The sequence below is a fragment of the Micromonospora sp. NPDC049049 genome, from assembly GCF_040649115.1.
Classification (GTDB): Bacteria; Actinomycetota; Actinomycetes; order Mycobacteriales; family Micromonosporaceae; genus Micromonospora.
In genome coordinates this window covers 1-14200 of the sequence record NZ_JBEZEX010000034.1, presented here as the reverse complement: position 1 = coordinate 14200, position 14200 = coordinate 1, and the positions used below count along the sequence as shown (strand labels likewise).

Sequence of the window (14200 nt, the reverse complement as noted above, 5' to 3'; positions counted from 1 at the left end):
CCAACCGGCCTCGACCCGGAAGGAGGTCTGACCGTGGCGACACCAGTACGGGCCAGGCCAGCCGGCGTCGGCCGCAACGCGGAAACCCCGCTGCCGGCGCTCCCCGGCGCCAGCCAGGAGGAGATCCGGCGGCAGAACCTCGGCGCTGTGCTGCGCTACGTCCACCTGCACGGACCGACGTCCCGGGCCGAGCTGACCAGCCGGCTCGGCCTCAACCGAAGCACCATCGGCGCCCTCGCGGCCGACCTGGTCACCAGCGGCCTGGTCACCGAGGAGGTGCCGGCCACCACCCGCCGCGCCGGCCGACCCTCACTCGTGGTCAGCCCTCGCTCCGACCGGGTCTACGCACACGCGTTGAGCATCGACGCGGACCGGCTGCGTGCCGCCCGGGTCGGCCTGGGCGGGCAGATCCTCGATCTGCGGGAGATCCCTCGCCCCAGCGGCATGTCGGCGATCGACGCCGTCGGACCCCTCGGCGACCTGGTCCGTGACATGGAACGCTCGGTGGCCGGCGACGGCCTGCTGGTCGGCGGCGCCGCGGCGGTCACCGACACCACCCGCGACCCGGACGGCAGGCTCCGGATCGCCAGCATCGACGAAACGCTCGGCGTCGCGCTGGAGGCGGAGTTCAGCACCGGGCCTGGTTTCGTCGCCGGGGACCTGGCGGACATCGCCGGCCTGGCCGAGCACGCCAGGGGCGTCGCGGTCGGCATCGACGACGTCATCTACCTGCACGGAGACCTGGGCATCAGCGCCGGCATCATCGTCGGCGGCCGACTGGTGATCGGCCACCGGGGCCACAGCGGCAAGGTCGGCCACATGGTCGTCAACCCCAACGGCCTGCCGTGCGGCTGCGGTTCACGCGGCTGCTGGGAAACCGAGATCTCCGAAGCCGCGCTGTTGCGGCACGCCGGCCGTGATCCGAGCGACCGCGCGGCGGTGGCCGAGGTCCTGCGCGCCGCGGCTGCCGGCGACCCGACCGCCCGCGCGGCGGTCGAGCAGGTGGCGGACTGGCTCGGTTTCGGCGTGGCGAACCTGGTCAACGTGGTCAACCCGGACGCCGTGGTGTTCGGTGGCTCGCTGCGCGACATCTTCACCGCCGGTGCGGACGTGGTCCGGGACCGGCTCGACACCATGCCACTGCCCGCCTCCCGCGAGCACCTGCGGTTGCGCGCGGCGGCGCTCGGCCGCGACGCCGTTCTGATCGGCGCCGCCGAGTTGGCGTTCGACAAACTCCTGGCCGATCCGTTGAACGTCGGTGTCGTGGGCCAGGTCGGGACCGCCGACCCCGAGTAGCCGCGACTTTCCACCGGCGTGTGATCCAACGTCGGCCGCGACGCTCTCCGCCGGCCGCCGGCACCGTTCTGCCCCCCATTCGATCGGGCCTTCATGGGCGTTCCCGTACGCTCTATCGTACGTTGTACGGTAACGGGGACACGGTTTCAGGAGGGGAGCGCTCTGATGACAGGAGCCGACGCGATAGTGGCGCACGGGCTGCGCAAGCGGTATCGGGACCGGTACGCGCTGGACGGGTTCGACCTGCGGGTGCCGCGGGGAACCGTGTGCGGCCTGCTCGGCCCGAACGGGGCCGGCAAGACCACCTCGGTACGGATCCTCACCACCCTGCTCCGACTCGACGAGGGTCGTGCCGAGGTGGCCGGCTTCGACGTGACCAACCAGGCCGATCAGGTGCGCTACCGCATCGGGCTGGTAGGACAGCATCCCGCGCTCGACGAGGCGCTGAGCGGCCGGCAGAATCTGGTTCTCTTCGGCCGGCTGTTCCACCTGGGCCGCCGCCGGGCCCGCCAACGGGCGGTCGAGCTGCTGGAACGCTTCGGTCTCGCCGACGCCGCCGAGCAGCCGGTCAGCACGTACTCCGGCGGCATGCGCCGACGGCTCGACCTGGCGGCCGGCATGATCCTGGCCCCCGCGGTTCTCTTCCTCGACGAGCCCACCACCGGGCTGGACCCGCGTGGCCGCAACGAGGTGTGGGAGTCGGTCCGGGAGTTGGTGCGTACCGGCACCACAGTGCTGCTGACCACCCAGCAACTGGACGAGGCCGACCAACTCGCCGACCGGATCTCGGTGGTCGAGGCCGGCCGGGTGATCGCCGAGGGAACTCCGGACGACCTCAAGACCCGGCTCGGCGGCGATCGCATCGAGGTGGTCGTCGCGGCGCCGACCGACCTTGCCGCCGCCGTCGCCCAGATACGCCGGGCGGCCGACGACGAACCGACTGTCGACGTGGACCGACGGATGGTGAGCGTCCGGGTCGGCCACCAGGCCGGTGCGCTCGTCGACGTGTTGCGGGCACTCGACGCCGTGAACGTCCCGGTGGCGGACGTCGCGCTGCGCCGCCCAACCCTGGACGACGTGTTCCTGCACCTCACCGGCCACCGGGCGGCGACCGCGGAGGTGGCGGCATGAGCGCGGTGAGCATGCCGGTCCGGCCGGTGGATCTGACGCCCGGCCGGCCCACCCTCCTGGCCGACAGCGGCACGTTGATCTGGCGCGCCCTGGCCCGGTGGCGACGCGATCCCGGCCCGCTGGTCGCCTCGCTCGGCTTCAACATCCTGATCGTGCTGATGTTCGCCTACCTGTTCGGTGGCGCGTTGCAGGTGCCCGGCGGTGGGAGCTACCGAGAGTTCCTGATGCCGGGCATGTTCGTGATGACCATGGTCTTCGGCATCAGTCTCACCACGATCGCCGTTGCCGAGGACCTGGAGCGCGGGGTGACCGACCGGCTCCGGTCGATGCCCGTCTCACCGCTGGCGCCGCTGGCGGCCCGGGCCGTGGCCGACATGCTGTTCGCGCTGGTCACCCTCGGGGTCCTGCTGCTGACCGGTCTCGCGATCGGGTGGCGGGCACACGGTGGGGTCGGTGCCACGCTGGCGGCGGTGGGGTTGATCCTGCTGCTGCGCTTCGCCCTGATCTGGGTCGGCATCTTCCTCGGGTTGGTCACCCGCGGGCAGACGGCCGTGGTGGCCGTGCAGACCCTGGAGTTTCCGCTCGGCTTCCTCTCCAACGCGTTCGTCGCACCGTCCACAATGCCCGCCTGGCTCGGTGCGGTGGCCGCGTGGAACCCGCTGTCGGCGACCGTCGGTGCCACCCGTGAGCTGTTCGGCAACCCCGGTTGGGGCGGCGACTCCTGGGCGGCGCAGCACTACCCGGTGCTGGCGGTGCTCTGGCCGCTCGTCCTGGTCGCGGTTTTCCTGCCGCTCTCGGTGGCCCGGTACCGACGGCTGGCCGGCTGAGCCCGAACGGACGCGGGGTTCGACTCTCTGGGCCCGATCGGTGTCGGTGGTCGTCGTTAGGCTCACCGGCGTGGATGTGCACCGACTCGATCGGGCCCAGGCGCGGCGGATCGCCATCCGGGCCCAGCTGCTGGCCGCTCCGCGTCCGACCGACCTGCTGACCGTGGTCCGCCAGTTGACGCTGGTGCAGATCGACCCGACCGCCGCTGTCGCGCCCAGCGCCGACCTCGTCTGCTGGAGCCGGCTCGGCTCGTCGTACCAGCCAGCGCACATGCGCGAGGCCCTCGAACGGGACCGGACGCTCTTCGAGCACCACGCGATGGTGCGACCGATGGACGACCTGGGGCTCTTCCTCGCCGAGATGGCGGCCTCGCCCGGTCATGAGCGCCACCGCGAGTGGCTGCGCGCCAACGACTCGTTCCGGCGCGACGTGCTCGACCTGCTCGGCCGCCGTGGCCCACTGCTCTCCCGTGACATCCCGGACACCTGCGTCGTGCCCTGGCCGTCCTCCGGTTGGACGAACAACCGCAACATCACCCAGATGCTGGAGTTCCTGGTCCTGCGCGGCGAGGTCGCGATCGCGGGCCGCCAGGGGCGGCAGCGGCTCTGGGACGTCGCGGAGCGGGTCTATCCGTCCGGGGTGCCCGTCATCGAGCTGGAGCAGGCGCGCCGGCTTCGCAACGAGCGGCGGCTGCGGGCTCTGGGCATCGCCCGGCGGAAGGCGGTCATCGTTCCCGGAGAGCCCGCCGAGGTCGGTGACGCGGGGGAGCCGGCGGTGATCGAGGGCGTCGTGGGGGAGTGGCGGGTGGATCCGGCCGCGCTCGGGCAACCCTTCACCGGGCGTACGGCATTGTTGTCACCGTTCGACCGGCTGGTGCACGATCGGGTCCGCCTGGCCGACCTCTTCGAGTACGAGTACGTGCTGGAGATGTACAAGCCCAGGGCGAGTCGGCGGTGGGGCTACTTCGCGCTGCCGATCCTGCACGGCGACCGGCTGGTCGGAAAGGTGGACGCCACTGCCGATCGGCGGCGCGGCATGTTCACCGTGCACGCCATCCACGAGGACGTGCCGTTCGCCCCGGAGGTGACCCGGGCCGTGCACGAGGAGGTGCGCGACCTGGCGTCCTGGCTGTCGCTCACCGTCGAGGGTCTGCCCTGACGGGTGATCGCCGAGCCCCGTGGCCCCGGCGATCACCCGTCGTCGAGCTACGCGATCCGGCGCACCCGGCGAATGGCGAGGTAGAGCAGCAGGAAGGCCAGAGCGACGAAGATGCCGGTCTCGATGCCCTGGAACAGCCAGAACCGGTCCGCCGGTTGGTAGAGCTGCCAGTTGTACGCGCCCGGTTCGAGGCCCAACTCGGCACCGCAGACCCGACCGTCCGGCCCCTTCCCGGCCAGCGGGCACTGGATCCGGCCGTCCGAGATCAACTCTCCGTCGGGGTTACGGATGCCCTGGGCGAGGACCCAGTCCCCCCGGCTGATCTCCGGCGGCCCTTCCCCCTCGATGGGGAAGGTCTGGGTGCGGGCCGGCTGGTAGTGCGGTCGGGCCAGGATCGCCACAGCCGCTCGTACCCCGATGTACCCGGCGAGGGTGATGCCCATGGCGGGCAGCATCCGCTTCCAGATGGTGCCGACGAAGACGCCGAGCGCGACGGCGAAGAGGGTGTAGCCGATCGGAGCGACGCCCTGAAGGTCGAAGACGATCACGCCGAACCGACCCTCGAACGCCGCCTGCGTGAGCGGGTCGACCCACCACGACATGCCCAGCCCGTAGACCGCCGCGAGGAGCACGACCGCCGTGCCCACCAGCCCGAACTTCACCACGGCCCAGCGGGTCCGACCGACGCCCTGGGTCCAGACGAACCGGTGCGTGCCCTGCTCCACCTCGCGGGCGACGAGCGGGGCACCCCAGAACAGGCCGACAAGCGCCGGCAGGGTGATCAGCAGTACGGCCACCAGGTTCAGGCTGCCGTACTTGTTGCTGAAGCGGTGGAACCCCGCGTCGCAGGTCTCCCGGGTCGCCTGCGCCACGTCGGCGCGGGCGAGTTGGCTGGCACAGTCGGTAAGTCCGAGGTCGGCGAAGGTGTGCCGCATCGCGATGCCGATCGGTACCAGCAGGGCGGCGAGCGCGGCGAGCGCCAGCAGCGTGTAGAACGCCTGCTTGCGGTGTTGCCGCCAGGTCAACCAGATCATGCTGCTACCCCCCACTCGCTGTGACTGGTCTTCGTGGTGCCGTCGGCCAGGTATGCCAGCACGACGTCCTCCAGGCTCACCTCGCGGACCGTCCAGGCCGGATCGGTGACCGGCCCGTTGGCGCGGACCAGCAGAGTGGACTGCCGGTCGGTGTGGCTGGCCCGGATCACTGCGGCGACGCCCCCGATGACGCCGCCGTCGTGTCGTGGCCCGACGAGCTGCCGGTGCTCGGCGACCAGGTCGTCGACCGCGCCGGTGAGCTGCACCTGGGAGGCGTTCAGCACGATCAGGTAGTCACAGACCCGTTCCAGGTCGGCCAGCAGGTGCGAGGAGAGCAGGACGGTGGTGCCCGACTCCGCGACGCTGCCCATCAGCGACTGGAGGAACTCCCGTCGCGCCAGCGGGTCGAGGCTGGCGACCGGCTCGTCGAGCAGCAGCAGTCGGGGCTGCTTCGCCAGCGCCAGAGCCAGCGCGACCTGGGCCCGTTGACCGCCGGAGAGCTTGCCGACCGGCTTGTCCGGCGGGATGCCGAGCTGCGCCAGTCGCTGACGGGCCAACGCCGCGTCCCACCGCTTGTTCAGCTTGCCGCCGGCGATGACCAACTCGGCCGCCGTGAAGTCCCGGTACAGCGGGGTGTCCTGGGCGACGAAGCCGATGTCGGCCAGGCCCTCGGTGTCGCCGTACGGGGATCGGCCGAACACCCGGACCGCACCGGCATCGGGCTTGAGCAGCCCGACGGCCAGGTGCAGCAGCGTGCTCTTACCCGCGCCGTTCGGCCCGACCAGCGCGGCGATCCGGCCGGCCGGCAGATGCAGCGAGCAGTCCCGCAACGCCCAGGTGCTGCCGTACCGCTTGCCGAGCCGGTCTGCCTCCAAGACCATGTCCATTCCTTGTCCTCTCGTTCCGTTCACGCCACCGCTTCGCGGTCGCGCGAGCGCTCGTGGTGCCTGATGCTTCGTTCGCCCTGCTCGCTCACGCAGGCTCCTTCTGTGGGGCGTCGTCGGCGAGGGTGGCGCGCAGCGTCGTCTCCACCAGGGCGATGACGTCCTCCGCCGTGAGGCCGGCCGCCTGCGCCCGGTGCAGCCACGCGACCAGGTCGTCGCGCAGCTCGGCCTGGTTGGGCAGGGACGCGCTGGCCAGCGTGCGCTGGACGAACGTGCCCACCCCGGGTCGGCCGCCGACCAGACCCTCGATCTCCAACTCCCGGTACGCCTTCAGCACCGTGTTCGGGTTGATCGCCAGGGATTGCGCGACGTCCCGGACCTTCGGCAACTGGTCGCCCGGCGTCAGCAGGCCAACCCGGAGCGCCTGTTTCACCTGCTGCACGAGCTGCATGTAGGTGTTCACCTTCGACCGGCTGTCCAGTACGAACTCGATCACTCCCGATGATCCTTCCTGTTGTCCTACGACAGTAGGACTAATAGACAGCTTCATCGGTGGCCCACCGGCTGTCAAGCCCGACGGGGCACGTTCTGTTCGGGCGCGGCGCGTCTCGCCCGGCGCGCCGCGTTGCGTGCCGGCGGGCGCATCGAGTCCTGCCAGGCGGGCCGACCCAGGTGGCACCGGCAGGCCACCGGTTGGCACCCGAGGGTCAGCACGGGGGGAAGGGACCGGCAGCGATCCGCGTGGACGGGAGGTGTTCGATGGTCACCAACGAACTGACGACGTCGAGGGCGACTCCACTACAGGCCGCTCGCGCCCGGGGCCGCGTACGCGGGCGGTTGATCCTGCTCGGCCCGGCGTTCGTCGCCGCCGTCGCGTACGTCGACCCCGGCAACTTCGCCACCAACTCCGCCGCCGGGGCCCGCTACGGCTACCTGCTGGTCTGGGTCGTGGTGGTGGCGAACCTGATGGCGATGCTGGTGCAGACGCTCACCGCGAAGCTCGGGCTGGCCACCGGGCGCAGCCTGCCCGAGCTGTGCCGGGAACGCCTGCCCCGACCGCTGAACCGGGTGATGTGGGTGCAGGCCGAGTTGGTGGCCATGGCCACCGACCTGGCCGAGGTGATCGGTGGCGCGGTCGCCCTGTACCTGCTCTTCGGCATTCCCCTGCTGCCCGGCGGGATCATCATCGGCACTGCCGCCTTCGCCGTGCTGGCGTTGCGCTCACGCGGGTACCGCGCCTTCGAGATCGCCATCGCCGTCCTGCTCGGCGTGATCGTGCTGGCCTTCGCCGCCAACCTGCTCGCCTCCGGCTCCGATCCCGGCTCGGCCATGGCCGGCATGGTGCCGCGCCTACAGGGCACCGACAGCGTGCTGCTGGCCGCCGGCATCCTCGGCGCGACAGTCATGCCGCACGTCATCTACGTGCACTCCGCGCTCACCCGCGATCGCATCCCTGCCGCCGACGACGGCGAGCGTCGGATCCTGTTCCGCGGCCAGCGCACCGACGTGCTGCTCGCCCTGAGCGCCGCCGGCGCGGTCAACCTCGCCATGCTGCTGATCGCCGCGGCGAGCTTCCGTGGTGGCGGCCCGGGTGGCGCGGAGAGCCTGGAAGGGGTGCACGCCGGGCTCGGCCAGACCATCGGGACCGCCGCCGCGTTCGGCTTCGCCGTCGCACTGCTGGTCTCGGGGCTCGCCTCCACGAGCGTCGGCACCTACGCCGGAGAGGTGATCATGCAGGGCTTCCTGCGGCGGCGGGTACCGCTGCTGCTGCGTCGGCTGGTCACCCTGCTGCCCGCGTTGGCCGTGCTCGCCATCGGCCTCGACCCGACCCGGGCGCTCGTGCTGTCCCAGGTCATCCTCAGCTTCGGCATCCCGTTCGCACTGATCCCGGTGGTCGCCTTCACCCGCCGACGCGACCTGATGGGCAACCTGGTCAACCATCCGCTCACCACCGCCGCGGCGTCCCTGGTGGCCGTGCTGGTGGTCGCGCTCAACGCCTTCCTGCTCTGGCAGGTCGTCGCCGGGTGAGTAGGCCGCCGGTCGCCACTACCTCGATGTCGTACTGAACGGGATCCGGACCCGCTGAGCGCCAGGGGATCGAAGCCTGACCTCACGCGTCACGTCCGACGGCCCTCGTCGCGGACGGGAATCTCCTGGAGCTGTTCGAGGGCGTCCGCCGGGTTGGCGTCGGCAGGCAGCGAGGTGACCTCCTCCAGCGTGCCCGCCGGGAGGGCGCCCTGCTCGGCCAGGTCCGCCTCGGACGCTTCGGGGTCGACGTCACCCGACACCCGGTCCGGCGGCCCGACGTCGAACGCGTCCTGTCGTTGCTCCTGGGCATCCGCCTCCGGAGGAGGAAACGTTTCGCCCTGATCATCCCGGTACGTGCTCATCGGAGCCTCCCACCCGGCGGGTGTCGACATGCCGCCGGGCCGCTGCCTACCCGCCAGCGCCCCAGTCAGGCCGGCACGCCAGTCGAGATCTCGGCAGTTTCCGGGACAGTGCTGCCTCCGCAGCGGCGGAAGCAGCACCATCCCGGTGGTTGCGCGGATCTTGAGAGGGGTATCGCGTCATGCGCGCCGGCAGTTGCCGGCGGTCGGCGTCCGTACCGTGGCGGGTGACCCCAGGTCGCGCAGGCAGGTGACACCGGCCGTGACGGTCAGCGGGCCGGCGTGCCGGCCTGGCGGGTACCGGCGGCCAGCCCCAGCGCCAGCAGCACGCACACCGCGCCGACCAGGAAGAGCAGCGATGCGGCCGGCTGGCCCAGCCACTCCCAGTACGGGTGCCAGGCCGGGTGCGGTTCGCCGAGGTGGTGCGACAGCAGGGACGGGACGCTCAGCGGCAGCGGCAGCCACCACAGCACCGTGGCCACACCCATCAGACCGTTCACAGTGCCGCGGCTGCGGCGTCCCTCGGTGCGTCGGCTGACCCAGCCGAAGACCAGCCAACCGGCCACCGCGCCCAGCACCGTGCCGAGCACCCCGGCGGGGACCACCAGGGGTGGCGGCGCGCGGTGCAGCTCGACCGAGAGGTAGTTGGCGTCGACGGCTGTCTGCGAGGAGATCGAGGCGTTCAGGATGGTGTCGCCACGTCGGGCGGTCAGCGCGGTGTCGATGACCGCCCGCGGGGTGGCGCACATCTTGTCCGCGCAGGTCACGCGGTCAGAGACCTGTGGGTCGTACACCCGCCAGCCGGCACCGGTCAGGCGCTCCCGGGCCACCGTGACGATCTGCTCGGCGGGCGCCGGTGGCGCGCCGAGGGCGCCGGCGCCGGTGGCGCTCTCCTGGTACTCGCCGCCGTCACCGAGCACCAGGGTCTTGACCGTCGACAGGCGCAGCGCGTGCCCGTAGACGACGAAGAGCGCCGGCGGGGTGTCGATCTCGCCGAGGTCGTGGCCGGGAAAGATCTCGGTGAGGATGGCGGCGGCCTCGGCCCGGTCGGGTTGCGGTCGGGAGGTCTCCCAGGCGGCCCGGCTGGCCAGGGCGCCGGTGAAGAGGCCGCAGACGACAGCGGCGAGCGGCACCCAGGCGACGGCGGCGCCGCTGGCTGGCCGGCCGAGGCGGCGCAGCAGCCGCCGTGCGAACCGGGTGGCCGGCGCGGTGTCGCTCACGGACATGTCCACCCCCGGCGTGAAGATCAGGCTGAGCGACAGTACATCGACCAGGGGTCCCGGCGCGTCCCCCCGATCACCACCGACCGTGGCCGGGATCGGCCAGGATGGGCGGGTGGCCGGTCACGGCCGCGACGAGGAGGGTGGGCGATGCGGGTACGTGGACGGTTGACCTGGGGGCGGCGTGCTCGTGCGGGGGCGGTGGTGACCGTGTTGCTCGCGGGCGTGCTGCCGCCGGCCGTGGTGCTGGTGCCGGGCGCTGCCACGGCGGGCGCGGCAGCGGGGACGCCGGTCTGCCAGGTGCGCGACGACCGGCTGCGCGAGATCTCCGGGATGGTAGCCACCGACGACGGGTACGTGGTGATCAACGACGGGGCCGACGACGAGGCCCGCCGCCGGATCTTCTACCTCGACCAGCGCTGCGCCGTGGTGCGCACCGTCTCCTTCCCGTCCCGGCCCCGCGACACCGAGGACCTGGCCATCGGCCGGGACGGCACCGTCTGGGTGGCCGACATCGGTGACAACGACCGCTCCCGGCCGACGGTCGGCGTGTGGCGGCTGGCACCGGGCGCGAAGCAGCCGGTGCTGCACCGGATGACCTACCCGGACCGTCCGCACGACGCCGAGGCGCTGCTGCTCGACGCCTCCGGTCGGCCGCTGATCGTCACCAAGGGCGGCAGCGGCACTGTCTTCCTCTACGCGCCTGCCACCGCGTTGCGGCCGGACGCGACGACGCCGCTGACCGCGCTCGGTCAGGTGACAGTGCCCTCGACCACGACCAGCAACCCGTTCTCGTTCCTGGGGCGCGGCGTGATCACCGGCGCGGCCAGCGCACCGGACGGACGGCGGGTGGTGCTGCGCAGCTACGCCGACGCCTTCGAGTACGACGTCCCCGACGGCGACGTGGTCCGCGCGTTGACCACCGGCACCCCGCGGATCACCCCGTTGCCGGACGAGCCCCAGGGCGAGTCGATCACCTACAGTCGCGACGGCCGGTCGTTGCTGACCGTCTCCGAGTCCGCCGGTCAGCCAGCCGGCACCCGCTCGACGATCCTGCGCTACCCGGCGACGGCCACCATTGTCACCGCCGCGCCCTCCGCGGAGTCCGTCGACCCGGTGTCGCCCACGGCGGTCCGTCCGGCTGCCGGAGCGGCCGGCGCAGGGGGTGGGCGGGCCTGGCCGCTGGCCCTCGGCGCGGGGACACTGCTGGTCCTGCTCGGGTTCGCCGGCGTGCTGTGGTGGAGACACACCGCGCGCCGCTGAGCGGGCCGGCGCTGCGGCAGGATGGGGGGATGTCCATCCTGTCCACGTTGCGCCACCCGATCATCGCCGCCCCGATGGCTGGTGGCCCGTCCACGCCCGCGCTGGTGGCCGCCGTGTCCGCCGCGGGTGGGCTGGGCTTCCTCGCCGCCGGGATGATCGACACCGGCCGGCTGCTCGCCGACGTCGCCGAGGTCCGCTCGCGTACCGATCGGCCGTTCGGTGTGAACCTCTTCCTGCCCGATCCCGGCGGCGTCGACGAGGCCGCCGTCCGGGCGTACGCCGAACGGCTCGCCCCGCAGGCCGCGCAACGCGGCGTGAGCCTGGGCGAGCCGGTGGGCGGCGACGACGCGTACCCGGAGAAGCTGGCCGCGCTGCTCGCGGACCCGGTCCCGGTCGTGTCCTTCGTGTTCGGGTTGCCCGATCGGGCGGCGGTCACCGCCCTGCGCGAGCGGGGCACCGAGGTGTGGGCCACCGTCACCCGCCCGGACGCCGCGACCGCCGCCGCCGACCTGGGTGCGGACGCGGTGGTGGTGCAGGGCACCGAGGCCGGTGGGCATCGCGGTGGTCTGCCGGACGACGACGACTACGGGTTGCTGCCGCTGCTCCGGCTGACCGCCGCCCGCTGCGACCGGCCGTTGGTGGCCGCGGGTGGCCTCGTCGACGGCCCCTCGGTGGCCGCCGTGCTGGCCGCCGGCGCTGCCGCCGCGCAACTCGGCACGGCCTTCCTGCGCTGCCCGGAGGCGGGCAGTTCGCCGATGCACCGGGCGGCGGTGGCCGGTGCCGCACCGACCGCGTTGACCCGGGCGTACACCGGTAAGCGGGCCCGTGGCGTGGCCAACGACTTCCTGCGCGAGCACGACGCAGTGGCACCGCGTGGTTACCCCCAGGTGCTGCACCTGACGCGGCCCCTGCTCGCCGCCGCCCGGCGCGACGCGGACGCATCGGTGGCCAACCTGTGGGCCGGGCAGGCGCACCCGCTGGCCCGGGACGTGCCGGCGGCGCAGGTGGTCGCCGAGGTGAGCGCAGACGCCCGTGCCGCGCTGGCCACAGTGGTCGAGCGGTCCAGCCGCTGGGGCTGACCAGGCCGTCGGCAACCGGCTCGGGCGGGCGGGACAGGCCGGGCGGGCAACCCGTTAGAGTCTCGCCGTGATCGAGATCGGTGCGCAGGTCGAGCTGTCCCACCCGGCTGAGCGGGTCTGGCGCGCCCTGACCGATCGGGAGTTGCTCGGCCGGTGGTTCGCCGAGGCCGAGATGGTCGAGGGCGTACCGGACCGGGTGCTGCTGCGCACCGCCGGCCTGCCCGGCTTCCAGGCCGATGTCGAGGTCGAGGTCACCGAGCGGCAGGAGCCGGACCTGCTCGTGCTGGCCTGCGACGAGGCCGGTCGGCTCAGCGAGGTGACCTGTGACGTCACGGCCACGACTCAGGGCTGCCGGCTGGAGGTGCGGGAGGTCACCACGCACGGCGGGTGGTCGGTCGAGCAGCAGAAGCCACGCGAGCAACAGCTCCGGCAGGCGCTGACGGTACGACTGCCGGCCATTCTCGACTGGCTCGCCTTCCAGCAGGTCGACCTGAGCCGGGCCGACGGTGGGATGACCGCGGAACTGCCGCTGATCGGCGTACGCGGCAGGGCCGGCCGCAACCCCCGTCGACGTCGCACGGTGGTCGCCGTGGTCGCCGGGGCCGTGCTGCTGGCGGGGACGGCGGCATGGGTGACGTTGCCGCGCGACTCGAAGCCGGTCGCCGCGCCAGCAGCGACCGCGACCGCGTCCGCGTCGCCGACCGCGACGGCCGGCAGGGCGACGGTCGTCTCCACGGCGACCCCCTCGGCGCGCCCCTCCCGGGCCACCGCATCGGCGACCACCCGGCCGAGCCGGACCCCGTCGGCGAAGCCCTCGCTGACGCCCACGTCGGCGGCGCCACCTCCGCCACCGGCGCCCGTCACGGCCCGCTACGAGACCGAATCCGACCGACTGTTCGGCTACACCGGAGAGATCGTGGTCGGCAACCCCGGCGGCGCACCGGTGACGGACTGGGCAGTGGTGGTCACCCTCGCCGAAGGCACCACTGTCGACGACGTCGAGGGCGCGAACTGGCGACAGGACCGACGGGTGATCACCTTCACCGGAGCCGCCGTGGCGGCCGGGGGATCCCAGACGATCAGCTTCGACGTCCGCGACAGCCGGCCGAACGCCCGGGAGCCGGAGAGCTGCACGATCGGCGGACAGCCCTGCGCGGGCCTCTGACTAGGCTGCCGTCATGGCATTGCTGCACAGGGCGACCCTGCACCCCACGAAACTGGACCTGCTGACGGCCTGGCTGCCCACCCGACAGTGGTACGCCGGACCGACCGGAGTCGAGGTGGTCAGCCGGGGCGCCTACCGCTTCGACGACCCGGACGGCGAGGTCGGCATCGAGACGATGCTGGTCGGCGCCGCCGACGGCCCGGTCCACCATGTTCCGCTCACCTACCGCGCCGCGCCCCTCGACGGTGCGGACGGCTGGCTGGTCGGCACCACCGAGCATTCGGTGCTCGGCAAGCGCTGGGTGTACGACGGCTGCGTCGACCCGGTCTACGCGGCCGCGCTCGCCCACGCGATCCTCACCGGCAGCGGTCAGGCGGAGCAGTACTTCGAGGTCGACGGCCGGCGCGAGGTGCGTGAACCGACGGTGACGGTCGTCGTCGACGCCACCGCCGCCGCCCAGGTACCGGCCGTCGGCGCGGTGCGACGGGTGGTCGACGAGGACCGCACGCTCATCGCCACCGACACCGTCGAGCTGGTCGTCGTGCGCCGGCCGGGGGCCGGGGCCGACGGGTCGACCGGGGGCAGGCTGAGCGGCAGTTGGGACGGTCAGTCCACGACCGTTCCGCTGGCGTACGCCAGGACGCGCTGATCCGTGTGCGGTGGGCGGGCCGCGCGGTGGGGGCGCCCCCCGCCGTCACCCCCGCGCCGGGGGGGGGGGCGGGGCCCCCGGCGGGTCGGCGGGGGACCCGGAGGGA

14 protein-coding genes are annotated in these 14200 nt (G+C 72.8%); 9 read left to right on the top strand and 5 right to left on the bottom strand.

The genetic code is table 11. The features are described from left to right. The first annotated feature begins 90 nt into the window (after positions 1–90). From AB0B68_RS27050 to AB0B68_RS27035, 4 genes are all read left to right on the top strand, one after another. Positions 91–1296: an ROK family transcriptional regulator gene (locus AB0B68_RS27050; protein ID WP_357263649.1), complete on the top strand. Its 1206-nt coding sequence runs from the start codon at positions 91–93 to the stop codon at positions 1294–1296. A 165-nt stretch (positions 1297–1461) separates the two neighbouring features. Next, positions 1462–2427, top strand: coding sequence for an ATP-binding cassette domain-containing protein (locus AB0B68_RS27045; RefSeq protein WP_357263607.1), 966 nt, complete (start codon positions 1462–1464; stop codon positions 2425–2427). Then, positions 2424–3254, top strand: coding sequence for an ABC transporter permease (locus tag AB0B68_RS27040; protein WP_357263604.1), 831 nt, complete (start codon positions 2424–2426; stop codon positions 3252–3254). Before AB0B68_RS27045 ends, AB0B68_RS27040 begins: the two co-directional genes overlap by 4 nt. A gap of 70 nt (positions 3255–3324) precedes the next feature. Then, on the top strand, positions 3325–4413 hold the full coding sequence (locus AB0B68_RS27035; protein ID WP_357263601.1) for a crosslink repair DNA glycosylase YcaQ family protein: 1089 nt from the start codon (positions 3325–3327) through the stop codon (positions 4411–4413). Between the two features lie 47 nt (positions 4414–4460). Here AB0B68_RS27035 and AB0B68_RS27030 read toward each other — a convergent pair whose 3' ends face one another. From AB0B68_RS27030 to AB0B68_RS27020, 3 genes are all read right to left on the bottom strand, one after another. Continuing rightward, a complete protein-coding gene (locus AB0B68_RS27030) occupies positions 4461–5447 on the bottom strand; it encodes a transporter (protein WP_357263598.1) in 987 nt (328 codons plus the stop codon). Beyond that, positions 5444–6334: an ABC transporter ATP-binding protein gene (locus tag AB0B68_RS27025; RefSeq protein WP_357206278.1), complete on the bottom strand. Its 891-nt coding sequence runs from the start codon at positions 6332–6334 to the stop codon at positions 5444–5446. The genes AB0B68_RS27030 and AB0B68_RS27025 overlap by 4 nt, the downstream gene beginning before the upstream one ends. Positions 6335–6419: 85 nt before the next feature. Further along, positions 6420–6827 carry a GntR family transcriptional regulator gene (locus tag AB0B68_RS27020; RefSeq protein ID WP_112678633.1) on the bottom strand — a complete coding sequence of 136 codons (408 nt, stop codon included), beginning with the start codon at positions 6825–6827 and terminating at the stop codon, positions 6420–6422. A gap of 263 nt (positions 6828–7090) precedes the next feature. Here AB0B68_RS27020 and AB0B68_RS27015 point away from each other — a divergent pair, with 263 nt between their 5' ends. Continuing rightward, positions 7091–8359, top strand: coding sequence for an Nramp family divalent metal transporter (locus tag AB0B68_RS27015; protein ID WP_357206281.1), 1269 nt, complete (start codon positions 7091–7093; stop codon positions 8357–8359). An 89-nt stretch (positions 8360–8448) separates the two neighbouring features. Here AB0B68_RS27015 and AB0B68_RS27010 read toward each other — a convergent pair whose 3' ends face one another. Together AB0B68_RS27010 and AB0B68_RS27005 are read right to left on the bottom strand one after the other, a co-directional pair. After that, positions 8449–8721 (bottom strand): hypothetical protein, encoded by a 273-nt coding sequence (locus AB0B68_RS27010; protein ID WP_357206283.1) that lies wholly within the window; start codon positions 8719–8721, stop codon positions 8449–8451. A 266-nt stretch (positions 8722–8987) separates the two neighbouring features. Further along, positions 8988–9938, bottom strand: a complete 951-nt coding sequence (locus tag AB0B68_RS27005; protein ID WP_357263595.1) for a hypothetical protein — start codon at positions 9936–9938, stop codon at positions 8988–8990. Positions 9939–10088: 150 nt separating this feature from the next. Here AB0B68_RS27005 and AB0B68_RS27000 point away from each other — a divergent pair, with 150 nt between their 5' ends. The 4 genes from AB0B68_RS27000 to AB0B68_RS26985 all read left to right on the top strand — a co-directional run bounded on the left by AB0B68_RS27000 (position 10089) and on the right by AB0B68_RS26985 (position 14094). Continuing rightward, positions 10089–11201: a hypothetical protein gene (locus tag AB0B68_RS27000; protein WP_357263592.1), complete on the top strand. Its 1113-nt coding sequence runs from the start codon at positions 10089–10091 to the stop codon at positions 11199–11201. 29 nt (positions 11202–11230) lie between these two features. Beyond that, on the top strand, positions 11231–12280 hold the full coding sequence (locus tag AB0B68_RS26995) for a nitronate monooxygenase (RefSeq protein WP_357263589.1): 1050 nt from the start codon (positions 11231–11233) through the stop codon (positions 12278–12280). 67 nt (positions 12281–12347) lie between these two features. Continuing rightward, positions 12348–13445, top strand: coding sequence for an SRPBCC domain-containing protein (locus AB0B68_RS26990; protein ID WP_357206291.1), 1098 nt, complete (start codon positions 12348–12350; stop codon positions 13443–13445). Positions 13446–13458: 13 nt separating this feature from the next. Further along, complete coding sequence (locus AB0B68_RS26985; RefSeq protein WP_357263587.1) at positions 13459–14094, top strand: hypothetical protein; 636 nt, start codon at positions 13459–13461, stop codon at positions 14092–14094. Positions 14095–14200: the final 106 nt, after the last annotated feature.

Coding starts and splice junctions, on each gene's coding strand:
- AB0B68_RS26995 (WP_357263589.1), top strand. CDS start 11,231: ATGTCCATCCTGTCCACGTTGCGCCACCCGATCATCGCCGCCCCGATG.
- AB0B68_RS27040 (WP_357263604.1), top strand. CDS start 2,424: ATGAGCGCGGTGAGCATGCCGGTCCGGCCGGTGGATCTGACGCCCGGC.
- AB0B68_RS27010 (WP_357206283.1), bottom strand. CDS start 8,721: ATGAGCACGTACCGGGATGATCAGGGCGAAACGTTTCCTCCTCCGGAG.
- AB0B68_RS27025 (WP_357206278.1), bottom strand. CDS start 6,334: ATGGACATGGTCTTGGAGGCAGACCGGCTCGGCAAGCGGTACGGCAGC.
- AB0B68_RS27030 (WP_357263598.1), bottom strand. CDS start 5,447: ATGATCTGGTTGACCTGGCGGCAACACCGCAAGCAGGCGTTCTACACG.
- AB0B68_RS27000 (WP_357263592.1), top strand. CDS start 10,089: ATGCGGGTACGTGGACGGTTGACCTGGGGGCGGCGTGCTCGTGCGGGG.
- AB0B68_RS27045 (WP_357263607.1), top strand. CDS start 1,462: ATGACAGGAGCCGACGCGATAGTGGCGCACGGGCTGCGCAAGCGGTAT.
- AB0B68_RS27015 (WP_357206281.1), top strand. CDS start 7,091: ATGGTCACCAACGAACTGACGACGTCGAGGGCGACTCCACTACAGGCC.
- AB0B68_RS26985 (WP_357263587.1), top strand. CDS start 13,459: ATGGCATTGCTGCACAGGGCGACCCTGCACCCCACGAAACTGGACCTG.